General features: G+C 43.1%; 18 protein-coding genes, 1 other RNA gene and 1 pseudogene. 8 read left to right on the plus strand and 12 right to left on the minus strand.

All coding sequences use genetic code 11. The features are described from left to right. On the plus strand, nt 1–166 hold a 166-nt coding region (locus IM462_RS08720; RefSeq protein WP_287699916.1), incomplete at its 5' end, for a transposase. Nucleotides 167–401: 235 nt separating this feature from the next. On the opposite strand, the gene pta is transcribed toward IM462_RS08720, so the two are convergent. Both pta and IM462_RS08730 read right to left on the minus strand, forming a co-directional pair. After that, nucleotides 402–2498 carry a phosphate acetyltransferase gene (pta, locus tag IM462_RS08725; RefSeq protein WP_287699876.1) on the minus strand — a complete coding sequence of 699 codons (2097 nt, stop codon included), beginning with the start codon at nt 2496–2498 and terminating at the stop codon, nt 402–404. 581 nt (nt 2499–3079) lie between these two features. Beyond that, a complete protein-coding gene (locus IM462_RS08730) occupies nt 3080–4876 on the minus strand; it encodes an N-acetylmuramoyl-L-alanine amidase family protein (RefSeq protein ID WP_287699877.1) in 1797 nt (598 codons plus the stop codon). A 196-nt stretch (nt 4877–5072) separates the two neighbouring features. On the opposite strand from IM462_RS08730, the gene IM462_RS08735 reads away from it, so the two are divergent. After that, nucleotides 5073–5507, plus strand: coding sequence for a peroxiredoxin (locus tag IM462_RS08735; protein WP_061431517.1), 435 nt, complete (start codon nt 5073–5075; stop codon nt 5505–5507). 280 nt (nt 5508–5787) lie between these two features. Next, the gene (locus IM462_RS08740) at nt 5788–9387 is read left to right on the plus strand and encodes an N-6 DNA methylase (protein WP_287699878.1); all 3600 of its coding nucleotides are present in this window, start codon (nt 5788–5790) and stop codon (nt 9385–9387) included. 162 nt (nt 9388–9549) lie between these two features. Here IM462_RS08740 and cruG read toward each other — a convergent pair whose 3' ends face one another. Continuing rightward, the gene (gene cruG / locus IM462_RS08745; RefSeq protein ID WP_287699879.1) at nt 9550–10737 is read right to left on the minus strand and encodes a 2'-O-glycosyltransferase CruG; all 1188 of its coding nucleotides are present in this window, start codon (nt 10735–10737) and stop codon (nt 9550–9552) included. A 1-nt stretch (nt 10738) separates the two neighbouring features. Next, nucleotides 10739–11653, minus strand: coding sequence for a gamma-carotene 1'-hydroxylase CruF (cruF, locus tag IM462_RS08750; RefSeq protein ID WP_287699880.1), 915 nt, complete (start codon nt 11651–11653; stop codon nt 10739–10741). Nucleotides 11654–12148: 495 nt separating this feature from the next. Between cruF and IM462_RS08755 the strand changes: the two genes are divergently transcribed. Continuing rightward, nucleotides 12149–13693, plus strand: coding sequence for a serine/threonine protein kinase (locus IM462_RS08755; RefSeq protein WP_287699881.1), 1545 nt, complete (start codon nt 12149–12151; stop codon nt 13691–13693). 67 nt (nt 13694–13760) lie between these two features. Here the strand turns inward: IM462_RS08755 and IM462_RS08760 are convergent, their stop codons facing one another. Beyond that, nucleotides 13761–15350, minus strand: coding sequence for a glycoside hydrolase family 57 protein (locus IM462_RS08760; RefSeq protein ID WP_072926856.1), 1590 nt, complete (start codon nt 15348–15350; stop codon nt 13761–13763). A 147-nt stretch (nt 15351–15497) separates the two neighbouring features. On the opposite strand from IM462_RS08760, the gene IM462_RS08765 reads away from it, so the two are divergent. Further along, complete coding sequence (locus IM462_RS08765) at nt 15498–16652, plus strand: histidine kinase (RefSeq protein ID WP_104396387.1); 1155 nt, start codon at nt 15498–15500, stop codon at nt 16650–16652. Here IM462_RS08765 and IM462_RS08770 read toward each other — a convergent pair. Next, a complete protein-coding gene (locus IM462_RS08770; RefSeq protein ID WP_287699882.1) occupies nt 16630–17457 on the minus strand; it encodes an alpha/beta fold hydrolase in 828 nt (275 codons plus the stop codon). The genes IM462_RS08765 and IM462_RS08770 overlap by 23 nt on opposite strands. 286 nt (nt 17458–17743) lie before the next feature. On the opposite strand from IM462_RS08770, the gene rnpB reads away from it, so the two are divergent. Both rnpB and rnc read left to right on the plus strand, forming a co-directional pair. Then, an RNA gene (rnpB, locus tag IM462_RS08775) (RNase P RNA component class A) lies at nt 17744–18184 on the plus strand. 233 nt (nt 18185–18417) lie between these two features. After that, nucleotides 18418–19122, plus strand: a complete 705-nt coding sequence (gene rnc, locus IM462_RS08780; RefSeq protein WP_287668630.1) for a ribonuclease III — start codon at nt 18418–18420, stop codon at nt 19120–19122. A gap of 16 nt (nt 19123–19138) precedes the next feature. Here rnc and IM462_RS08785 read toward each other — a convergent pair whose 3' ends face one another. The 5 genes and pseudogenes from IM462_RS08785 to IM462_RS08800 all read right to left on the minus strand — a co-directional run bounded on the left by IM462_RS08785 (nt 19139) and on the right by IM462_RS08800 (nt 22805). Next, nucleotides 19139–20209 carry a WD40 repeat domain-containing protein gene (locus IM462_RS08785; protein ID WP_287699883.1) on the minus strand — a complete coding sequence of 357 codons (1071 nt, stop codon included), beginning with the start codon at nt 20207–20209 and terminating at the stop codon, nt 19139–19141. 87 nt (nt 20210–20296) lie between these two features. Further along, the gene (locus tag IM462_RS08790; protein ID WP_287699884.1) at nt 20297–20590 is read right to left on the minus strand and encodes a hypothetical protein; all 294 of its coding nucleotides are present in this window, start codon (nt 20588–20590) and stop codon (nt 20297–20299) included. A 364-nt stretch (nt 20591–20954) separates the two neighbouring features. Then, nucleotides 20955–21144 (minus strand): annotated as a pseudogene (locus IM462_RS21205) (hypothetical protein). Between the two features lie 74 nt (nt 21145–21218). Next, nucleotides 21219–22373, minus strand: a complete 1155-nt coding sequence (gene gshA / locus IM462_RS08795; protein ID WP_287699885.1) for a glutamate--cysteine ligase — start codon at nt 22371–22373, stop codon at nt 21219–21221. 39 nt (nt 22374–22412) lie between these two features. Beyond that, complete coding sequence (locus IM462_RS08800; RefSeq protein ID WP_016515004.1) at nt 22413–22805, minus strand: pre-16S rRNA-processing nuclease YqgF; 393 nt, start codon at nt 22803–22805, stop codon at nt 22413–22415. Nucleotides 22806–22941: 136 nt separating this feature from the next. Between IM462_RS08800 and IM462_RS08805 the strand changes: the two genes are divergently transcribed. After that, nucleotides 22942–23844 (plus strand): DMT family transporter, encoded by a 903-nt coding sequence (locus tag IM462_RS08805; protein ID WP_287699886.1) that lies wholly within the window; start codon nt 22942–22944, stop codon nt 23842–23844. Nucleotides 23845–23849: 5 nt separating this feature from the next. Here the strand turns inward: IM462_RS08805 and IM462_RS08810 are convergent, their stop codons facing one another. Continuing rightward, complete coding sequence (locus tag IM462_RS08810) at nt 23850–25100, minus strand: vWA domain-containing protein (RefSeq protein ID WP_287699887.1); 1251 nt, start codon at nt 25098–25100, stop codon at nt 23850–23852. Nucleotides 25101–25198 lie beyond the last annotated feature (98 nt).

Genomic DNA, 25198 nt, shown 5'->3' on the forward strand with positions numbered 1-25198 from the left:
AATTAGACAAGAATTTCCGGATTTGGCGGCAAAGTATTTCGACAACAAACCCTATTTTTGGGCGGGAGCTTATTTCGTGGCTAGTTGTGGCGACGTTACTGTCGAACAACTAAAAAAATACGTCGAGAACCAAAACTCCCCGAAAGTGGAAACGCTACCGCGTTAGTTTTATTCTGGTCGCGATTCATCTCGCTCCATTGAGATAGTTTTGATTCCCGCTCTGGCCCGGTCGGGAGGAAATAATACCAATTCTCCAAAGTCTGACTACAGAAGTTTAATCCCCCTAAATCCCCCTTAAAAAGGGTGACTTAAATTCGATGTGTAGTTTTCATTTAGAGAAATGGTATAAGCATATTCCAGAAAAAGGGTTTTTTTGAGAAACCCGTTTTCTAACTGATAACTCAAAAAGATTGGGATTGAATTGCCGTGATTACCACCGTATTGATAATATCGGGAACGGTACAACCGCGACTGAGATCATTGACGGGTTTTTTTAATCCCTGTAGGATTGGACCAATCGCTAAAGCTTTCGTTTCCCGCTGCACGGCTTTATAAGTATTATTCCCTGTATTCAGGTCAGGAAAAATAAACACCGTTGCTTGGCCTGCTACCTCTGACCCCGGCATTTTTTGGGCGGCTACTTCCCTATCCACGGCCGCATCGTACTGAATCGGCCCTTCTAGCTTCAAATCGGGGCGTTTTTCCCTAGCGATTTTGGTCGCTTGTCGTACTTTTTCCACGTCTTCTCCCTGGCCCGATTGACCCGAAGAATAGGAAAGCAGGGCGATTCGCGGTTCAATTCCGAATTTTTGGGCAGTTTCAGCAGAAGATAGGGCGATTTCGGCTAATTCCTCAGCGCTGGGGTCGGGATTGACCGCACAATCCCCATAGACCAAGACCCGATCCTCTAGACACATAAAAAAGACCGAGGAGACGATCGCACAATCGGGCTTAGTTTTGATAATCTGGAGTGCAGGCCGAATCGTGTGTTGAGTGGTATGCACTGCCCCCGATACCATACCATCAGCATCGCCTTGATACACCATTAAAGTCCCAAAATAGGAGACATCCTGTGCATAATCCCGGGCCATATCCAGATTCATTCCCTTGGCTTTTCTCGCTTCGTAGAGGGTCTGCACATAGCTTTCAAAATGGGGACTAGCCACGGGGTTAATAATTTGCAGGCGATCGAGATCGAGAGTGATACCATGTTTTTTAATCACCATTGCAATCTCGTCTGGTTGTCCCAAGAGGGTTAAATCGACGATATCCTGTTCGATTAACACTGTGGCCGCCTGGAGGATGCGCGGTTCAGTCCCTTCGGCCAAAACGATGTGACGTTTTTGCGCTTTGGCCTGTTGTACGAGATTATAGGTGAACATCTTCGGGGTAATCCCCTGGGTCCGCAAAGTGCGAATTTGCGCTTCTAGGCGATCGAGATTGATGTTACTGTGAAAAAGCTGCAGACTGAGGTTAATTTTATCGTAGTCCGTCGAGGTTAGGGTGGTCCGCACATCGTGGATGCGTTCGGCCGTGGTGTAGGTATCGGTGGTGACGGAGAGAATCGGCAAGGGATCGGGCAAACCTTCAATTAAACGGGCGATCGAAGGATTGAGACTATGACCTGCTGTTAAGACTATACCGGCTAATTGGGGATAATTGGCCGATTGATGGGCCTGTAACATCCCGATAATCACATCGCCGCGATCCCAAGGAGTGATAATTAAACTATCTTCTTTTATCCGCTCTAGGGCATTTTGCATCTGCATGGCCACCACCAGAAAGTTACTGGCTAAACTATCTAATCTCTGCTGTCCGTAGAGAACTTTTGCCTGCAATTGTTGGGCGATTTCTGCCACTCGCGGGCTGCTCAGTTTGGCATTGTGGGGAATCACTCCTAGGGCATATTCTTGGGGAGGAAAAATTTTAGTCAGGGTTTTCCGTAATTCCTCTATTTTTTCCTCTTCAGCTTGGTTGATAATAATCCCAATCACCGTACAACCTTTATCCTGGTAGGTGTCGCAGGAAATCAGGATCGGACTAAGGGCATCTTCGATACTGCGATTGTGGGCATTACCTAATATTAAGATGGGATGGCCGAGATTTTTGGCGATTTCTGTATTTAGTTCAAATTCAAAGGCGGAATTTTCTTGCAGATAATCGGAACCTTCACAAAGGATAAAATCATATTTATTTTCTAAGTTTTTAAACTTTTTGATAATTCTTTCAATGATTTCATCAAATTTTTGTTGTACCAATAAATCCTTAACTTCTTCGTAACATAACCCGAAGGCTTCTTCGTAGGTTTGTTCTAATTTAAAATAATTGAGGATTAAGTCAATGTCTTCGTCCCGATGACCTTCGGAGCAGTCGAGAACAATTGGCTGGAAAAAAGCAACTTTATTAGTTTTGCGGAGAATTAAGTCAATAATTCCTAAAGCTACTAACGCTTTACCGCTTCCCGTTGCCGTCGTGCTGATATATAAAGAGTTAGTCATGGGTAGAGCAGAATAATAACGAGGTGGGATTTAATTGGGCTACCCCAACCTTGAGGTGAGCGATTGATCCCCCCTTAATCCCCCCTTGATCCCCCCTTAATAAGGTGGTTTTGATCCCCCCTTAATCCCCCCTTAATAAGGGGGGCAGCGATCAAGTTGTCTATAAGGGCGTGAACTGTTGGCAAATTTTCAGGTAAACTATCTTCAGTTGTTGGCTAATCCAGAGATTTTTGTCCCAGAGCGATCGCTGTTTGAATATCTGCTAGAGAGTGATGGAATATACCTTGTAATCTAGCAGTTATTTTGTCCGATTGCTGTTCACTGGTAACATTTTTTCCATGAACTTGATTTAATTTCCTCAGACTAAAATAAAGACTCCGGCAAATCCTATCACTGGCTTTCCAGCTAGGGCTTGGTTTTTCATAAAGATTTAAGTAGGTGGGTATTAAAAACTTTCAGATCCCCCCGCCTATCGGCACCCCCCTTATCAAGGGGGGCAGGGGGGATCGAACCTAAAATCCATTTTTAATTTAATTATAACCAGCTACTTAAGCTTATCTCCCTCCGCTTGCCATTAAATTTTAACTAGAAGCGATTACCCCAGATTGTTGAAACCATTGGCTAATTCCGGCGGCTAAAACTTGCGCTAGTTGTTTTTGTGCCTGAGTATCGGTAATCCATTCAAATTCTTGAGGATTACTCATAAATCCTAACTCTAATAACAAAGAAGGACTACTATAGGGACGAGTTAAAGCTAAATTATTCCAAAATACTCCATAGGAAGGACGGTTAAGATTTTTGGTTAAATAATCGTGGAGAAAAACCGATAGATCCGATGCCTGGGGATGATACCAAAATATGCCGATTCCTTGAGTATTTAAGGCATCTCCATCATCAGGCAAAGCATTATAGTGAACCGATAGTGCTAGGGTTGGTTGCAGATTATTAATCATCTCTACCCGTGCTGGTAGGGATAGTTCGATGTCCGTTTCTCTGGTTAAATAAACTGTTGCCCCCAATTTTTCTAACTCCCGTTTAATTAATTTAGACATAACTAAATTAATCTCTTTTTCCGTGTAACCCGTTGGACCGACAGCACCGGTTTCTTTACCTCCGTGTCCGGGATCTAATAAAATAACTTTGCCCTGTAAATTATCACTTTTTTCTGGGGAATGACGCAGGGTTAAGATTAAATTTGTCCCCTGGTAACGAAGACTATAACCCCACTGTTGTTTTTGATTAAGATTAAAAGTGTATTCTATCGTAGTCGGGTTAATTTGTCGCCAATCTAAACGTCTGATTAAAGGATTATTCCCCAGAAAAATTGTATCGGTTTGGGCAATAGTATTATAAAGGGTCAAAATAAATTTATCATCTTCTTGTCTCACGGCGATGGGTACAGGATGGGAGAGGGGAAAAATAATTTCTGTTGCTTGATTGATACTGCGAGAAGAGAGACCGCGAATATTAGCATTATCTAGGACTTCATTAACTATTAAACGGGTTTCTCGCTCTAAAATCCAACCACCATAATCTAACCGTAACCAATCCCCTTCTTTCCCAGTGACTCTCGCTTTTGTGCCTTGGGGTAAAGGAGTTAAACGGGAATAATCACTACCTGGCCCCGTGCGTGCTACCCCTTGGACCGCTATAATTTCAATCACTGGTAAATTTTGATCGCTAATAATGTTAATTTCTCCTTGACCTTGTTGACTAATCGAGCGATTATTTAATTGTGCTGTAAAAATAGGTTTTCCTAAGTTAGCCTCTTGCTTAAACTGCTGACAACCTCGATAGTAACCAGTTTTATCCTCGGAATTCGCTTGATTAAGATTAGTTAAAACTGCGGCATTACTAGGCAGTTTTGTAGTTTGAGTTTGGGGTAAAAGAGGTAAGATTTTATCTCCTAACTGCACAGAAACCTGAGCTTGGGGAGTGGCAATCGCACTAAAACAAATCCATTCCCCCACTAACCTCGTCTTATTGACAGAAGGACTGAGAGAGTTATCAGCAAAAGCTAATCCTTGGGGAATAATTGCTTGAGTATCTCGACGAATTATTTGACGATTAATAGTTTGGTTTTGATAGCGAATAGTGAAATTATTTTCGCCAACTTCTAGGGGAAAACTAGGGGCAAAATATCCTTTAGCACTGCGTTGAATCGGTTGATTATTAAGCAAAACTTGACCCGATGGAGGAGCAGAACCAATAAAAAAGATTCTCGATGCCGTGGTTTGATGATTATCGGGAGGATAAACAATCATTAATGAGGCAGATTTAGCGCTGATGCTGTGATAAAAACCGATTAATAGCACTAAAACTAAACCGATTAAGATATTTTGCCCAAAAGTTCTCACCTTTAACCAGAATAGCCCCATATTATCCCCCTCTTAGCTGACAAATATTATCCTAGGACAAATTCTAGAGGTTTGTTGTTCGTCTTCTCAGTTGTACTGCATTTAAACTGATCAGGAAATTCAGTACAAATGCTCTGACTTCTTCTCCCCTCTCCCTGTTTTTGACCCTCATCCCTTATGATCAATATAGATTAGCTTTTGTAAAGGAATCGGAGTTATGGCTTTAACCGTTGGAACAATCGCACCGAACTTTACCACCACCGACGATACTGGAAAAACCGTTTCCCTGTCGGATTTTCAAGGTAAAGTCGTAGTTTTATACTTCTATCCCAAAGATGATACCCCCGGCTGCACCAAGCAAGCGCAAAGCTTCCGGGATAACTACGAACAATACCAAGACAAGGAAATAGTAGTCTTCGGGGTGAGCAGGGATGACCAGGGTTCCCATGCACAATTTAAAGAAAAATACAGTTTACCCTTCCAATTGCTTGTAGATACCGATGGTGCTATCACCAAAGCTTATGACGTCGATGGGGGTGGCTATTCTAAGCGCGTCACCTATATCATCGATGCAGAAGGCAAAATTAGCCATGTGGATGACAAAGTGAATACCGCTAGTCACGCATCGGATATTCTCTGTGTCGTCGGTTAATTTTTCCTAAAATCTTTTCTGGGTGTTTTAGGGGAGCCTAATACACCCGATATTTATACCCACTTTCCGCAGTTGCTGGTGAGTCTTTCGTCTAAAAAGGGTTGACAAGCTCAGGTGAGGACGGTGGAGCGTCAGGGTTATTTGTTGGGAGTTTGTGGTCATGCGTCATCTTTTTAATTATATTCCTCAGTTTTAACCGGCTAAACAGTAGGTTGTCTGAAATACCCAGTTAATATTATAATTTTTTTATCTCAGTCAATGAATCGGCCATCAGACGCTTATGAGTTTAATTCAAGAAGGAATAAAAAAAGGCTTAATTAAGTTAGATGATGAGGAGAAATATATTACATATATTAATCAAAATAAAAAGCGAAATTATAGCAATCATGAAGAACAGGTACAAGCTGAGACTTTTTTAAAATTAGTTTTGACCTATGGTTATGCTCAAAAGCGGATTCGGTTATTTGTTCCCGTAGTAATGGGATCATCGACCAAAGAAGCGGATATTATTGTTTATAATGATGATGGGCATAAATCGCCTCATATCGTTGTTGAATGTAAAAAACAAGAGGTTTCAGAATTAGAATTTACTCAGGCAGTAGAGCAGGGTTTTAGTTATGCGGTGGCGGAAGGAGCGAAATATGTTTGGATAACTTCCGGTATTAAAGATGAATATTATCAAGTACCAACAGAAAAGCCAAAGGAAAGAATTACTATCACTGATATTCCACAATCGGGAGTGGAAACATTAGCGCGTTTTAAATATGCTAAAGGTGGTGGTATTTCTAATGGACAAAAGTTATTTGAGTTAACAGTAGTTACAGAGGATGAGTTAACCCGTCGTTTTAAGCAGGCTCATCAATCGTTATGGGGAGGGGGAGAGTTGAATCCCTCGGAAGCTTTTGACGAGTTAGATAAGCTAATTTTTTGTAAAATTTGGGATGAAAAGAAAGCTCGCAAGGTAGGGGAACCCTACGATTTTCAGATCTTTAGTGTTGCACCTAAAGCTAATGAAAAAGAGGAGGAAAGAAAGCAACGGGAAAATAAGCAATTAAGTGAGCGCATTAAGGCTTTATATGAAGAAGGCCGTCGAGCAGATGCAGAAGTTTTTAAGGATGATATTCGCTTAAGTCCAGAGAAGTTGCGGACGGTGGTGGGTTATTTGGAAAGTATTAATTTAGGCGAAACAGACTTAGATAGTAAGGGTCGCGCTTTTGAGACGTTTATGGGGTCATTTTTTCGCGGAGATTTTGGGCAGTATTTTACACCTCGACCAATTGTTAAGTTTATTGTGGATGTGCTACCCATCAAGCAGAGTTCTCTTGTTTTAGACACATCTTGTGGAAGCGGTGGTTTTCTGCTTCATGCGTTAGAGAAGGTTCGTACGGAAGCTGATGAATACTATCCCAATTATCAAACGGATCCGAAAGAATATAACAAACATTATCAGCATTGGCATAATTTTGCTCAGAGTAATTTGTTTGGCATTGAAATTAATGAACAGATTGCCCGGGTTGCCAAAATGAATATGATTATCCATGATGATGGTCATACCAATGTGATTGCAGCGGATGGTTTACGCGATAGTGAAGATTTAATTAAACGGACAGAAAATAAAGGCTTTACATATAATCGCTTTGATTTTGTTATTACTAATCCGCCTTTTGGTTCGGTTATTAAACAAACGGAACAGGCTTATATATCCCAATATAGCTTTGCGATTAAGGCGGTAGATTGGTTAAATCCTAAAAGTAGAACAACGGAGCGGGATAGCCAAAGTACAGAAGTTTTATTTCTTGAGCAATGTCATCGTTTTTTAAAGGAAGGTGGCTATTTAGCGATGGTGGTTCCTGATGGTATTTTGACTAATTCAAGTTTGCAGTATGTCAGGGAGGGAATCGAGGAAAAATATCGCATTGTGGCTGTGGTTTCGATGCCTCAGACGGCTTTTTCTGCAACGGGAGCGGGGGTTAAAAGTTCGGTTTTATTTTTGAAGAAGCATTCGCAAGCAGTAACGGAAAGTATTCAACAGGCTAAACTGGCTTTACAGGATCAAATTAAGCAAGGCAATGATTATTTAAAGTTATTGGATAAGATTGAAAATAATAAGAAGCGGCATTTAAAGGAGTTACGAGGTTTTGATAATGCTCAAAATTTGTCCGGTAAAGCGTTGACGGATTCGGAGCTTTATAAGGAGTGGAAAAAGTCGGTCACGGCGGAATATAATGACCAAATTGAGGCGTTAAAGGAGTCTTTGAGTGATCAGTATGCGGAGGAAAAGCAAAAGGTAATCGAAGATTATCCGATTTTTATGGCGATTGCCGAAGATATTGGTTATGATGCAACGGGTAAATCAACTAATAATAATGAGTTAGATTTTATTGGTCGGGAGCTTGCGCGGTTTATTGAGTCGATAGAGTCAGCAAAAGATAGTTTTTTTTTAAGTCTTGATGTGGATAAAGATAAAATTTTTCTGGTTAATTTACAAGGATTAGAAGGAAGACTCGATCCACATTTTTACGAGCCAAAATTTATAGAGAATGAAATAAAATTACAAAAAATAGGTTGTACTAAATTAGCTCATCAAAGTTTATCTATATTTTCTGGAATTACTCCGAAAAGTGGAGGTGATGCTTATTGTGAAATGAATGTAGGGATACCTTTTATAAGAAGTGGTGACTTTTTAGAAAATGGTAATATTAATTTTTCCGAATTACTATATATAAAGCCAGATATTCATAATGGCATTATGAAAGGTTCACAACTTAAAAAAAATGATCTCTTGATCGCTATTGTTGGGGCTACGATAGGAAAAGTAGGAATCTATCAAGATGCAAGAGAGTCTAATATTAATCAGGCGATTGCGGCTGTTAGATTAAAACAAAATCTCAAGCCAGAATTTGTCAGAGCTTTTTTGCTTACACCAATCGGTCAAAAAGTAATTGATCGAATCAAAAGACCAGTTGCAAGAGCAAATTTAAATCTTGAGGAAGTAGGTTCTTTTCTCATACCTAATTTTTCTATTTCTAAACAAAATAAAATTATCTTAGCAATGGAGAATGCTTATGCGGCTAAAAAACAAAAAGAATTAGAAGCACAGCGATTACTAGATAGTATTGATGATTATCTGTTAGGGGAGTTGGGGATTGAGTTGCCTGAACCCGAAGAAAATACTATTAAAAACCGAATTTTTATCCGTAATTTACGCGAGGTATCAGGCGATAGGTTTGATCCTCTATATTGTTTCAGCAATATCTATAAATCACTAGAAAAATCAGCTTTTAAACTTGATTATATTTCCAGAATAACCGCCTATATGAAAACAGGCTTTGCATCAGGAAAGCAAGATCAATCAAAAGATGATCAAGGCATTATTCAAATAAGACCAACTAATATTAATAACGCAAGAGAATTTGTTTTTACTAAAAATGTTTATATTCCTCATTTTGAACTACTAAAAAGAAAAGAAGATATTCTGCAAAAAGATGAAATACTTTTTAATAATACTAATAGTCAAGAGCTTGTTGGTAAATCAATACTTTTTAACTTAGAAGGTTTTTATTTTTGCTCAAATCACATAACTAGAGTTGGTGTTAAAAAAGATAAAATAGACCCTCAATATTTGGCACATATATTTAATCTTTATCAACATCAGCAAGTTTTCTTTAAAATCTGCACAAATTGGAATAATCAATCTGGTGTTAATGTTGAAGTATTAGATCAACTAAAAATTCCTATCCCTCCTCTTGAAAAACAAATCGAAATTAGTGAGCATATCACCGCAATTCGTAATCAAGCCAAACAACTCCAACAACAAGCCAAAGACGACCTAGAAAAAGCTAAACAGGAAGTGGAAGCCATGATTTTAGGTGATGACTAAAAGCCTAATTTATCGGCTCTTCTAGGTTCTGTGTGATCAGTTTAACTTACAATATGATCGATCTTTGTGTCCTCTGTGTCTTTGTGGTTCGTTCCACTCCCTCGCCAGCAGGACTGTATCTTAGAATCCATTTTACCCACCAAACCTAAGAGAGCCATATTTTTAATACAATCGACCGCGCCAACTTTGGGGACGGGTAAAAGCAGAGATAAAAATGCGGATAACTGCCAGCGGATCCGCGAGGGGAGATAGCCAAAATAATCCCGAAGATAGATTGACTTTTTCGCCGCGATAGTAGCTAGGAGAGACAGCCAATAAAAGGGCAAAACGAATCAATAACAGCAGCAGGTTTAAAGTCAAAACAATTTTTAAACTCAGGAAATTGTAGCCAAAAATCAAAGCTGTGAGCAGTAAAGGGGTGATAATTATCGGTAATCCCTGAGTAAGAGCTAATAAAGCTAAATCGCCCCATAATTGCCCCTGATAGGAGGCATCTTTGAGGTCAAGGGATCTGCCCCATTCGCGCCAAGTTTCCTTAAGTCCTTCGTACATCCGCACGCGAATCAACTTCGCCCCATCGAGAAATCCCACCCGATAGCCTTTCGTTGCCGCTAGACGGGCCAGGGTGACATCATCGCAAAAAGAACCTTTTGCCCCGCTATAACCGTTTAAAGCCGCTAAAACTGACCGCCGGCAGAGAAAACATTGACCATTGGCCATGACTCGTTCGGGATCTTGCCCGCGCACTCCAGCCGCATCAAAGCGATAGAGCAAAGTCATCAATAAAGCCGGCTGTAACCACCATTCTCCCGGATAGGAGAGGATAAATTGCGGCGACAGGGAAACTAAATCGTAACCTTCTGCGATCGCAGCTTTAACTAAACTAGCCACTAAATTTGCTTGGGGTTGGGTATCGGCATCAATGCCCAAAATCCAGTCACTTTTAGGAGAACTAAACAAAAAACCATTGTGTAACGCCCAGGGACGACCTACCCAATCGGGGGGCAAAGGATAATCGGTTTTCAAGCGAAAGCGGGGGTCTTTTGCCGCTATCTCTTTGACTTTTTCCCGCGTACCATCTTGGGAATTGCTATCGACAATCAGAATTTCTCGCACTTCGTAACTCTGTTGACTCAATCCCCGTAAACAACCGTCAATCCTGGCCACTTCGTTTAACGTCGGCACAATCACGCTTACCGTCCCTAACATCTCCGGGGTGGGGGGTTGGGGAGTCAGGGGAGGACGACGACGCGCCCCTTTCAGCAGACGGGAAAGAAGGATAAAAAAGGCAACAGCCTGAGACAGCAGTAGCCCCAGGCAGAATGCACCGAGAATTATCTCAGTTAACAACTTATTTGGCTCCTCTCACCGAAACAACGGGGATTTTTAGGGTTGTTACTTCGCTGGTTGCCACTGTTTGCCCGGAAGCAACAGCCTTGGCGCGATTATAGAGGAGTATTAAAGGCAGAATACCGGTGAGTAATCCTAGGAAAATCGGCGGATAAATACCAGCACCGATACTCATGACCGTAGCAAAGCCAAAATTACCCAAATACATCACAAAAGGTAGGGTTAAATCTTGACTTGGCAGTTTCACCGGTTGCACTTGCCAGATTAAAGTGGCTACCGTCATAAAAACACAGCCTGTACCGAACCAACCAGCAAAATTTTCATAGGGCATCCCAAAGAAGGCCCCCGGTTGTTCCCAAATCCAGAAGGGGATGGTACTTTGACTCATGGCTGGATCTAGGACAAAATCCCAGGAAGTTAATAATACCGCCCCGATAGCGATCGCTCCTAGATTTTGTAGCCACTGGGGTATCGCAAGAGTGGATAAACCAACACGAGCGATGATATAGGCACTAAAACCGAGATAAAACCAAGATAGGGGGATAGTAAAGGGGACTAAACCCGCAATTTTGTAACCTAGGCCCGAAAGATAACGATAATGACCGAAAGGAAAGCCGGTACTGGTTCCTAATAGTTCGCTACAAAGGGATAAGCTGATAGCGGGAACCATGAATCCTAACCAGTGCCACACTCCTAGAGTCCGATAGGCATAAACAGCCACGGCTGCCATTCCTAACACCATATACACCACACCCCCCCCGGCCATTGACCAAGCAAAGGCGGTTTTGCCAAAATCCGGTAAATTGGCCACAAATTCGGGATGGGGCAAGACTAGCAACAATCCCGCTAGTCCAAAAGCCATCGATACAATATGACCGATGAGCAGAGCTTTTTCGATCGCAATTAGTCGTCTCATTAAATCTCTAGCACTGCGAAAGGATAATCATTTTCAAGTTTACAAATCTTTATTAAAGAATTATTACGCAGATCGGTCACTTTCGGCAAAAAAGTTTTAGGGGGGTTAGGGAGTTCCCTGTCCTAGTTGTTTAGGAGTCAGTCCCGATGAAAAAATTTTCACCCCCACAGATGAAAGAGGTTTCTTTCCCCACACCCTACACCCTACACCCTCTTTCAAGTCAGGAGAATCAAGAACGAAAATAATCAATCAAATTGTCTATCTAGAGATTTTATGCTATTTTATACTTAGTTTTTTCATTTTTTTCAACCCCCAAAAATTAATTAGGCAAGAGGCAAGGACTAAAAATGCCTGAAAATATATGTTAACAATCATGCTTTTAGCCTAAAAAAAGGGCATTCTAAGGTTAAGTCCTCTCGATCAGCCACGGATTGCAGCAGTTCTTAAAAAAACTCTCTCCACCAGACTCACTATAATTAACACAGTAGCCTAGTTATGTCGGCAGATTCTAGACATCGGCGCCTACTTGCCAATCGATACCAACTGGTCGAGTTGATCGGCAGCGGTGCCATGGGACAAGTATATCGAGCGGAAGATAAACTCTTAGGTGGCGTAACCGTCGCCGTGAAATTCCTCTCGCAAACTCTCCTCAACAAAAGAATGCGCGAGCGTTTCGAGCGAGAGGCGACTATTTCGGCACTTTTAGGCGAAAAAAGTATTCATATTGTTAAAGTTCGTGATTATGGTGTAGATGAAAAGGAAGTCCCCTTCTACGTCATGGAATTTTTGCAGGGGGAAAGCATAGGAGAAATCATCAAATATCACCCGCTGCCTCTCTCGCGCTTCTTTCATCTCACCCGTCAGATTGGTTTCGGCATCGAATGCGCCCATAAGGGTATTATCTTCCAAGGCGAGATCTGTCCAATTATTCACCGGGACATCAAACCAAGCAATATTATCATCATTCAGGACTCAGGATTAGGGGAATTGGTGAAAATTCTCGATTTTGGCATCGCTAAACTCATCCAATCGGGAGAATCCCAAACCCAATCGTTTATGGGAACCTTAGCCTATTGTTCCCCAGAACAGATGGAAGGTAAAGAACTCGATCATCGTTCCGATATCTACAGTTTCGGGATCGTGATGTACGAGATGCTCACGGGAAAAACGCCCTTTTTTCCCGATAATTCCTCCTTTGGCGGTTGGTATGAGGTTCACCACTACGCTGAACCCCGTCCCTTTAATCCTAGCTTGCAATTACCGCCAGAATTAGAACAGTTAATCCTGCGCTGTTTAGCCAAAGCACCCAGCGATCGACCGCAAAGTGTTACAGATATACTACAACTTCTCGAACGACTCGAACCCCTAGTCAAAAATAATCAACCCAATAAATTGCATCGTATCGGTGAAATAGTCAAAAAAATCGACGATTACACCACTAAAATTAAAACCCTTGAAGATTTAGATCGAACCGGTCTTGCTGTCGCTAATACTAAGGATATCTGTCTCAAGTCCAGTTGGCCCGAGGATAAACCGCGCCAAAAAATCGTCTTCCCACGCTGTATCAAGGCTGCTGACGGCGTTTTTGCCAGTTTATGGGTAATGTTGGATCGAGAAGATATCCCCGTCCGGGTTGCTAGTGTCCGTTATAATCAATTTCTCTTCTTACCCACACCCCACCCGATGATTCTCTGGATTACTGTCCTCTATCATCGTCAACAGGGGCCGCGCTGGTTGCCCTGTTATTTGGACTTAAAAACCCCCCAGGGTCAAAAAATGACCAAAACCCTTGGCGAAACTGGTCAATACTGGATTTTATTTTTCTCCCTCGAAGGCGGCCCGATCTGTGAAAATGTGATCACCGCCAATATTCCCACCAATCAATGCCAAATTTTGCAGCAATGGCTGACCGATAGTCAATTGGCCCAGGTTGGCAGCCCACAAATTAGCAAGCGGATGTTAAAACGGAAACTCGAGGAACTTAAACCCAAAATTCTGGCCAAATTAGCCTCAGAATTAGCCCAAGACACACCAATTTAACTTTCTAAAAAATCAAATCGGGGGGGTATTAACTAACCCCCCCTTTTATCTATACTACTCACCCAGATTACAGAGGTCGATAGACACGGTAATCAATATTGGGGAAAATATTATCGATTTCCTCGACTTTTTCCAACCAACCAGAGTCAATCTTCTCCGATTTCACATCTTCATAGATTTTATTTAACCGCAGCAGGTGGGAACGAGTGCGCCGGACAGCATAGGGAACCATTGTACCGGTTCGCATAATAAAAGCCCAGTCAGAAGATTGCGCTAATAATAACTCCCGGGCCGCCTGATTTAAAGCCCGTTCCTGCAATTCATCCTCCGCTTCATGATGACTTAATTCAATCATCCGTTCTGTGCCTTTGTGCAGGTGAGGATAGATCCAAGCGTTAGTTTCATTTAGCCAGTATTCATGGAAACCCTTATAACCCCAACTAGATTGGGAAGGACGACAGACCTGCTGATGGGGGTTAGACCGGAGATAATCGGCTAAATGGGTCATTTGGTAGATATTTTGGTCATACCAGGACTTACGGAACAGAAAATCAATAAACCAGGGTCCCTCATACCACCAGTGACCGAATAACTCGGCATCGTAGGGAGAAACAACCAGGGGAGGACGGCCCATAATTCCGGCTAAACTCTCCACTTGCCGCTCGCGATTATACATAAAATTGCCCGCGTGTTCGGCGGCTTTTTCTTTGGCCCAGTAGGGGTCATAAAGCCCTTTTTCCGATAAACCACCGTCCCGGCTAGTAATTTTGTGGTATTTGATGCCTATATTCTTGCGTTGACCGTTGGGCATGATATAGGGCTTAATATACTCGTATTCCGCTTCCCAGCCCAAATCTTTATAGAATTCCCGATAAACTATATCCCCCGGATAACCGACTTGGGAAGACCAAACCTGTTGAGAAGATTCGTGATCACGACCGAAAGCAGCCACCCCGGTTTCCGTGAAAATGGGCGCGTAACTGCCGTAACGGGGACGAGGACGACCGTAGAGAATACCGTGGCCATCGACGAGGAAGTAACGAATGCCCGCATCGGCTAACATTCTTTCTACCCCTTCGTAGTAGGCACATTCCGGCAACCAAATGCCCTTGGGACGACGACCGAAATTTTCTTCGTAGTGTTGACAGGCCACCTCAATTTGCGCCCACACCGCTTGTGGGTACATTTTCATCAGGGGCATATAACCGTGAGTCGCACCACAGGTGATAATTTCTAGGTTATTACTGTCGAGGAATTGTTTAAATGCCTTGACCAGATCTCGATCGTATTTTTCCCAAGTTTGTCGGATACTTTGGAAAGATTCGGCGTAATATTCGGCTAAGTAGCGAATATGGCCATTATGTTGATTATGGTCGATTTCTTTAGCAATTAATTCTTCTAACTTACCTAAGTGTTCTTCATAACGCTCTTGCAGTAACGGATCCCGCAGCATCGACACCAACGGCGGAGTCATGCTCATGGTCATTTTAAAATCGATACCATCCCGCTTGAGACCTTCAAAAACTTGCAGCAGAGGGATGTAGGTTTCTGTGATTGCTTCGTATAACCATTCTTCTTCGAGGACGTAATCGCTTTCGGGATGGCGAACGAAAGGGAGATGAGCGTGGAGAACTAGGGCAACATAGCCAAAAGCCATAGGATTTCTTCTTAGAATTAAGGAATAAAACTTTAAGATTAGGTTGAGTAGATTTTATACTATCTTAAGCTTCTACAATAAAGAATATGATAAAAGTCGATCGACGATCGATCAATCCCGTCAATCCCTAGGTTTACTAATTTTCCGATGCTCCCATCTAACGAGCCACTGACTGCTTTAGGGAGAGAGACGACAACGCCTCTCTCGATTCAACTTTTGCTGTTTGTTGATGACCGTCCCAGTTCTCAAGAAATTATCCGTCAAATTCAGTCCTATCTCCAGTCTTTAAAGTCTGATTACCCAATTGACCTACAAATCATCGAAATTCGCCAGCAACCTCATTTAGTCGAACATTTTCGCCTTGTAGCTACCCCGGCCCTGGTCAAAATTGCCCCCGCCCCCCGCCATACCCTCGCGGGCAGTAATCTGGTGGAACAGTTTAAAAAATGGTTGGTACGCTGGCAAAAAGCGATTAAAGAGGAGGTCAAAAATCATCACGCTGAGGATGAACAACGTCAAGAGGTGGAACATTCGGGCGAACTCATCCGCATTGCCGATGAGGTTTTTCGTCTTAAACAGGAAAAGGAAGAATTATTAGAACAGTTGAAATTTAAAGACCAAATTTTGGCTATGTTAGCCCACGATTTACGCAGCCCTCTCACCGCTGCTTCCATCGCCGTGGAAACCCTAGAATTAGCCTATCATCAACCGGATACGGAGCGCAGTCTGCAATTACGAGAACAACTGCACCAACAGGCCCGCAAACAGTTCCGGATTATGAACCGTTTGATCACGGATATTCTGCAAGCTTCTAAGAGCATGGCGGCGCAATTCACTCTCCACCAGAGTAAATTTTATCTTCAAGCTCTTTGTCAGGAAATTTTGTCTCAATTTACCGATATTTTTCAGGAAAAGACTTTAACTCTCCAAAGCGATATCCCCCAAGATCTGCCCCCCGTCTATGCTGATGAGGAGTTAATCCGACAGGTGATTATTAATCTCTTGGAGAATGGCATCAAATATACTCCCCCTGGCGGCGAAATTACCCTTTCTGTCCTCCATCGTACTACTCAAAAAGTACAAGTGAGCATCAGTGATACCGGCCCCGGCATCCCCGAAGAAAAACAAGAGCATATTTTTGAGGGTCATGTGCGTCTCAAACGGGATGAGGGTAAAGAAGGTTATGGCATCGGTTTATCGGTCTGTCGCAAGATTATTCGCGCCCACTACGGTCAAATTTGGGTGGATAGTGTCCCTGACCACGGCAGTAGTTTTCACTTCACCCTGCCAGTTTATCGCTAAAATGCTCCGCTAACCAATTATCAATGTCCCCTAAAACTAAGTCGGGGATTTCCCAGGGGAACAGATGGGCTGTATCTGGGTAACATTTCCACCGAGACAGTTTCAGTTTTTCGGCTGTTTCTTGGCTCGAGGCACTGGTAATATGGCGATCATTTGCTCCCGCCAGAACTAAGCAGGGAATTGTGATTTTGTCAAGAGATTTTAAACAATTGTAACCTTTTTTTAAAGCCCGATTTAAAGCGCGATTAGCAGCTGGAGAAGTGCCTAAGTAGGCGGTAACAGCATCTTGAGCGAGATATTGATAGGATATCGCTTGATGTTGTGAAAAAAGGTACTGAAACAGGGAACGACGGGCAAAAGTATTAATATTCCAACGCCATCCCGGTTTAATCTGATTGAGAATTGCCGCCATCCCCGTCAAAACTAAATCTGTGGTGGTGACGGGAGGATGACTACCCCAAGGCCGCCCGGCCGAGGCCACGAGAATTAAACCAGGAAAGCGATCGGGATGGCGCAATACTAATTCCAGTGCGATTATACCCCCCAAAGACCAACCGAGAATTAAACATTGCCGGATTTTTTGGCGATCGAGCAGTCCGATTAAATCCTCTAGATGTTCTTCTAGCTGAAAATCCAGGCGATAACGACTTTTACCGTAGCCGCGCAGATCCGGGGCCAGGGTTTGCCAGCGTTGGCAAAAATGATCGGTAAATACAGACATACTGGATGCCGAACCGGGATGACCGTGCAGACAGAGGATCGGATAGCCATTACCTTTAATGTTAACGTTTAGAGCGATCGACATTGATCAGTTATCAGTTATCAGTTATCAGATTTGAGTTTTAAGTGAGCAGTATGTAAGTACCTAAGCAAAATTAATTACACACATCTAACCCCGCTCTTGCCTATTGCCTCTTGCCTATCTTCACTAGGAAATTAATTTTGCACGACTACTTATTAAGCGAGCAGTATTAAATAGCAGTTTCCTGCTGTCTTTTCACTGTTCACTGTTTACTGTTTACTGATCACTGATTATTGACTAGGATATATGAGCGATCGAGTCTCTGGTAAGTCATACTAGAGAATAGGAGAGAGTTGGTCTAGAGGTTGCGGGGTCATTTGATTAATGATTCCGAGGAAAGTCCGAACTCCCGAAAGACCACACTTGCTGGATAACGTCCAGTGCGCGTGAGCGTGAGGATAGTGCCACAGAAAAATACCGCCTCCTTTTTTCAGTGATTAGTAAACAGTAACGAAAGTAAATTCACTGATAACTGATAACTGATTGGGGGTAAGGGTGCAAAGGTGCGGTAAGAGCGCACCAGCAGTATCGAGAGGTACTGGCTCGGTAAACCCCGGTGGGGAGCAAGGTGGAGGGACAAAGGTTGGTCTTTTTCCTGTCCCGTTTTTAGGAACCGCTTGAGGTAATTGGTAACAATTATCCCAGATAGATAACCTCTATTCCAACAAAGGTAAAAGCAATTTTACTGCTGTTGGGAAATACAGAATTCGGCTTATGTCTGACTCTCTCCTTTATCAGTTATCAGGAGGCGGTCGGCGGTCGGCAATAGGCAGCTTTGTTCTCCCCATCACCCCACACCCGTTCGGCTGAGCTCACGGCCGAAGCCCACACCCCACACCCTACACCCCACACCCCACACCCGTTCGGCTGAGCTCACGGCCGAAGCCCACACCCCACACCCGTTCGGCTGAGCTCACGGCCGAAGCCTACACCCCACACCCTACACCCCTTCTTCTCGCTCCCATGTCCTTAAGTGATCCGCGTCGCCAAAAACAATTAAAAACCCTAGTGGAAAAGCTGGGTTTATCGGCTGATGTCCCCGTCAGGTGGGATTTGTTAGATTTGGCCCTAACTCATCCCAGTGTTTCGCGTGATAAGAATTATGAACAATTAGAATTTGTGGGCGATTCTGTGGTAAGACTCGTGGCGGCGGAGGTATTGTTAGAAACTTATCCAGAGGCGCTCGTGGGAGAATTTGCCGCCCTGCGATCGATGATGGTTAGCGATCGCACTCTGGCGGAATTTGCGGATCGCTACGGTTTCGAGCGTTATTTGTTGGTATCAAGTAGTACGAGTATCGATCAAGCGGGGCGAATTTCTCGACTAGCAGACGCTTTTGAGGCGGTCTTGGGAGCATTATATCTTAGTACACAGACGATGATTTTAGTGCGTTCTTGGTTAGATGAACCACTGCGGGAAAAAGCGGCCGAAATTCGTCGAGATCCGGCCCGACAGAATTATAAGGATGCCTTGCAGGAGTGGACACAAGCAACATACAAAAAACTGCCGCAATATTTAGTAAAAGAAATCAATGGTTTAGATCAAGAACGTTTTTGTGCGGAAGTGTGGTTAAATGAGCAGAAATTAGGAGTGGGAACTGGCAGAAGCAAAAAAGCAGCGGAACAGGCAGCGGCGAAATCGGCTTTTCTAGAAGTGGTTAAAGGCTAAATCAAGGCATTTTTGCCTAACGGACGAATTGCCAGAGGCGAATTTTAAAATCATAATTACCACTAGCCAAATACTGCCCATCGGGACTAAAAGCCAGGGATTCCACCCAGTCGGAATTATTATCAAACCAGGCTAACTGTTTACCCGTGGTCACATCCCATAAACGCACCCCGTCATTACTAGCACTAGCGAGAATTTGTCCGTTAGGATGGAGTGCCAGGGAACGGATTCGGGCCGTATGACCGACGAGGGTAAATAATAACTGATTATTGCTCGTATCCCAGATTTTAATCGTGCGGTCTAAACTACCGGTAATTAAATTTTTACCGTCGGGAGTGTATAAAAGCTTGCTAACCGCTTGGGGATGGGCAGAAAATTTCGATAACAATTTGCCCTCGCGGATGTCCCAAAAATTTACCTCACCGTTTTCATGACCACTGGCAAGGGTGACACCATCGGATTTCATGCCTAGGGAATAAACAAAATTACCCACCCAATTTAAACGATAGAGGGGACGGCGGGGGGGTTGCACTGTCCAGAGGCGAATTCCTTCCAAACCACCACTAATTAACGTTTTACCATCGGGAGTAACCGTAAGGGCGAGGACAGTATTACCGTGTTCGAGGGCAATTCCTAAATACTTGCCTTCCACCAGATTCCAAAAATTAATGGAACCATCTGAACCGCTACTAACTAATAATTTTTCGTTGGGACTAATGGCTAAAGCTTTGACGCTAGTTCTTTGGGCCCGAGTTTGGGAAACTTTTTGCCCTGTTTTTACGGACCAAATTCTCAGGAGAGGATCCGTATCACTACCACCAGCGAGAACCAATTGGTTATCGGGGCTGAAAATCACAGCATTAGGGGTGGATTGTTGCCCTTCTAAGGTTTTAGCGAGGGTAAGTCTGCCTAAACCCTCTACTAGGATAGTTTCTGGGGTTTTTTCGCCACTTTCAGCTGCGGGTTTAGGGGGAGCAATAGGACTTTGGGCCTGACTAAGCTGATGTTGCCCGATTGTCAGCGTGGTTAGGACACTGACCACAATTGCCCCGACAAGTTTCTCCCCACCCGTAAATCGGAATTTCATAAATTTAGTTGAATATTAACAAATGAACGGTGCTATAGATTCTAGCCTTTGAGGGGATTGATTGCCAAGCAAGGTGAAATTTTTGAGCTAAGAAGGTCGATTTTTTTCATTTTTCAGGGTCGGTAAAGCTACTTGACCCGATTGGGGCGGTAAATAGTATCTTGCCGCTTCTTCTTTGTTGATTGCCTTGCTTTTTTGGCTCTGTTGCCACCTGGCGAAGATAGCGATCGCCATAATCGTTGCCCCTAAAGACAGCAGTGTCCATCTTTGTCCTAGAACCCCGATGATGACATCTACTGCCGCTGCGGTAAAGATAAAGCTAGTTATTGGTTCTTGACGGTAAGCTTTCTTGAGAAAACGCGGCCAGAGGAGATTACTCATTTTATCTATTATTTCTACGGTTTCGATAATTCCAGCTTATCCTATTACCCTGAAAAATGTTGTCGCTCGGGTGAAGGCGGTTTTTCAGTTATCAGTAAACAGTAGAACTCTTGCAAATTAATTATATGTTATAAGTAGTCGTGCAAAATTAATTTCCTAGTGAAGATAGGCAAGAGGCAAGAGCGGGGTTAGATATGTGTAATTAATTTTGCTTAGGTACTTAATGATCGGTTGACTAATTTTCCCCCAAAAATTAAGCTAGTTGGTACATTTGTTTTAAATGAAAACCTGAAGTTTTACTTTTAACTCAAAACTCTTTAGATATGCTTTAATTTGGTGGCTCTCCTAGACTGGTTATAGCCAATTAGTAGTTTAAATGGTTCTTCGTTATCTGGTATGGTTCTATCGGGGGGCATAAATCGACTAAATCCTTATCTAGCAAGAGACTTAATTGATTAGTTCGCTCTAGATTGAAAACAATTGACAAATATCGCAGCAATATCTTTCTCTATAAGGGTTTCATCTCTTATAATCCCGTCCCTTGCATAACACAAACCGAAGAACCGATAAGATTTACTCATCACCATAACCTCAAGAGAGCCAAATAATTAGAGAAAAAGTCTTTTATTCACGCAACTAGAATATGCTGACATAATTTATGTTCTAACTCTCGTTCCTCTTTTTCTAGGGTAAGAATCGCCTGTTTGATAATACTTTTAACATCCATCCCCTGGTCGTATTGTTTTAACCATTGTTGTGCCGTGTTACCTTCGCGGAGGATTTTTTGTAGGGGAGAGAGGAAACAACTAAAACCCCTTTCTTTAGCGATCGGATAAACTTGAACATAGAGGTCTTTAATCCAATCCCTAGCTAAGATTTCCCGGCCATCGTACCAATGTCTCAGGGTGGCATCAAGACTAAAACGCGCGGCAGCCTGTTCGTTTTCTTGAGTTAAAGTTAATAAATCCTCGCTACGATTGCTGCTGGGTAATTGACTTAAAATTAAGGGGTCTAATTGGGGATCCTGTAAAAGTTGAGTTAAACGGGCCTCTAAAAAAGCCATAACTGCTAATAAACTAATAGGATTAGCAATCAGGTCACAAATTCGCAATTCTAGACGATTGAGATTATAGGGACGATTGCTACCGTTAGGACGTACTGACACCCAGAGATGACGAACATTCTGCATCGTAGCGAGTTTTAATTGTTCCTCAGTCCAGGTGACAAAATGTTTATGACTTTCAAAGAGGGGAACATAAGCAGGAGTTTGGGGGAAAACTTGCCAACGACGGGAATGGGAACCGGTGATTTTACCGTCGAGAAAGGGAGAAGAAGCACTTAAAGCCAAGTATAAAGGAGCTTCTAGGCGAATTAAGCGACAGGCACGCATTAAATCCTCATAATCGCTAATACCGACGTTAATATGAATACTGGCCGTGACTACATTAGTGCCGTAGGTCTGTTCAATATAGTCATGATAGGGATTGTGGGGGTCGCTGCGATAAAAATGTTGACTATCGCCCAAGGAGAGGGTACTGCCGGGGATGAGGGTATAATCGCCTAAACGACGCAAATATTGCCGTAGAGCCAGACGAGGTTTTAAAGTAGCGCATAAAAGACGGTCATAGTTAGTCATGGGAGCCGTAGTATATTCTACGTTACGACTATCCGGTTCCCGGACAAAACCATCTAAATCCTTGACAATGCGATCGGATAAACCGATAATTTCTCCGGCTGCTGTTCCGGTGTACATTTCCACTTCAAAACCTTTACTTAGGAGCATCGTCAATTCACCCTGCTGTGTCTAATTTGTAGTGTGACATTATTTGGACTGTAAATGACGTTCAATCAGCAGAATCGCTACTATATCATCAATGGGGCGATCAGGAAGACGCATACCTTGGGGGATGAGTTTCTGTAATCCTTTGGGGGGGAACATTTGCCAATAGCGATCGCGAGCTTCTAGGGTACTATTGCGTTCATCTACTAGAGTAATCGGGACGGTGACACGAGCGGCAATTTTTTCGCGCCAACTTTTTGAGGTGGTTTGATTCCCCATCACCAATAATTCGATCGGATATTGTTGACAGAGACTGGCTAAACGCTCGATCGCTTGTGACGATGCTATCACCTCATGGGTATAAATTTTCCCCGTCGATGACCTGACCGCGATCCCACATTTATCCTTACCCGGATCAAAACCGAGAATACACATAGTTTTTATCTTCTGCAGCAGTGGTCGGTTTTATTAAATCACTAAATTAGCGGGGGTGTGGGAAGTGGGGATAATAAATAAAAATAGTCTCGGAGTCTCGGAGTCTTCTTAATACTGTCTCCTGACAAATATGATAATGCTCAACGGATTTAGTCTCGGTGAAAATTTAACGGGAGAGATAGCGGCTTTGAGTACGGCGGCGCTTTGGGCGATTTCTGCGGCGATTTATAGCCTATTAGGCCAGAAAATCCCGCCTTTATTGCTTAATTTTCTGAAAGGAGTAGTCGCGATCGCTTTAATTGCCCTGACGCTGCCCCTTTCCGGACAATGGCGCGATATTAATCAACAAAGTTCGGTATTTATACTCTTGACAAGTGGCGCAATTGGTATAGGAATCGGTGACACGGCCTATTTTACCGCCCTCAATTATTTGGGACCGCGAAAAACCCTCCTGTTAGAAACCCTTTCGCCTCCCTTGGGGGCGATTCTAGCGGCGACTTTTTTGGGGGAATCCCTGAAAATATCGGCTTATATTGGCATGATTTTGACCATCTTCGGGGTTGCTTGGGTTATTTCCGAAAAAACTCCCGAAATCAATAGTCAACGTCCTTGTCGGCGAGGAATTGCCTGGGCTTTAATCGCTGCGATTTCCCAAGCGGTGGGAGCGGTTTTATCTCGTCAGGCACTGGTAGAGTCGGGAATGTCTTCTTTGCAGAGTGCCCTGTTTCGTCTGTTAGCGGGGACGGGAATAGTGTTAATTTTGATGTTTTTTCGCCGTCAGGAATCACCGCCAGCGATTAACTGGTCATTGCGTCTGATTGCTATTATTATTGTCACTGCTTTCGGCAGTACGTTTTTAGGGATATGGTTACAGCAAACTGCTTTAAAATTCTCTCCTGTGGGTATTGCCCAAACTCTCACCGCTACCAGTCCTTTATTTGTCCTGCCGATCGCTGCCATGATGGGGGATCGGATTAACTTGCGGGCGATTTTCGGGGTGATGATTGCTTTGCTGGGAATCGGGATTTTGTTTCAATAAGTGGTTTATCCATCGGTTTGTAGTCTTGTTTTAGCAATAATGCGGGTTTTCTTTAAATCACCCTCGCTCAATTCTTCTCCCACCTGTAAACGGGTGGCATTAGTTTGGAGGACAGTGGCGGCATTTTTTTCTCCCAATTGTAGGGCTGTTTTGGCTGCGGTTTGTAGCATGGTGGCGGCGGCTGCTCGATCGCCCTGTTTTAATTTTTCTTCAGCGATTTGGGTTTGACGATATTTGGCTAAAGTCAGAATTGATTTCTGAACTTGATCGTTTAATTGGGATTGATAGAGAGCTTGGGAGGTGATATCAAGGTTAAAAGTCGCAGTTTCTAGCCCTTTTTGACCGGAAGCGGGATCATCGTAGCGAATCTTCACCTTAGCTATGGTGTGAGTACCGGGGGGAATTTGGTCAATATAGAGATTGAGGAGGAGAATTTTTTCTTCATCTATCATTAAATCCCCCAAACGGGTGATGTAAAAATTACCCTCTTTTTGTAGGCTCATTTCTATGGTTTCTGGGGCAACTTGGGCGATGGGTTTTAAGTCGGCTAAATGAGTCCGAGCATCTAATTCTAATTGCAGGAAAGCGTTAGTTAACCGCACAGATTGCAGACGGTTAAATAGACGAGTAAATTCAATTAAAGCTTGTTCGGGTCTTTCGATATAGGATAAACTTCCGCCGGCGATATCGGCAATTTTTTCTAGGATATCTTGATTCCAATGATCGCCAAAACCGAAGGTATTTAAGGTGATACCATACTCAGCCGCTACTGCGGCTAATTTTAAACAGCGTTGATTATTTCCGTGTTCATTTTCACCATCGGTAAGCAGAAAAATATGAGATACATAACCTTTGCTGCCGCTAGAACTTTCTTGAATACCTAATTTTATCCCTTCATCGATCGCCGTGCCTCCTCCCGCTTGTAACTGTTTAATTTTTGAGCGAATTAAGGTCAGATCATCCTGTCGTGATTGGGAGGGAAGAATAACTTTAGCGCGATGATCGAAAGCTATCACCGAGAGACGATCGTTAACTCCGAGGGATTCTATTAAACTTAAGGCCGCTTTTTTTACCGTTTCTAGGGGTTTTCCCTGCATAGAACCGCTATGATCGAGAACTAAACAAAGATTAATCGGTAAATTTGTGTTGATCTGTTCACTGGTGGCGGCGATCGATAGCATCAGTTGACGTTGACTGCTGCTTTGATTAGCATCGATATGACTGTCACTCAAGGCCGATTTTAGAGTTACCCGCATAAGAACTTTTTATCGTGGTCGTTGATATTTATATTGTAATGAGTATAGTTAGATTTGTGGTTATTTTCCCATCTGGCATCGAGTTAGACAAGTTCGAG

The organism is Microcystis sp. M144S2 (genome assembly GCF_020246065.1).
Lineage (GTDB): Bacteria > Cyanobacteriota > Cyanobacteriia > Cyanobacteriales > Microcystaceae > Microcystis > Microcystis ichthyoblabe_A.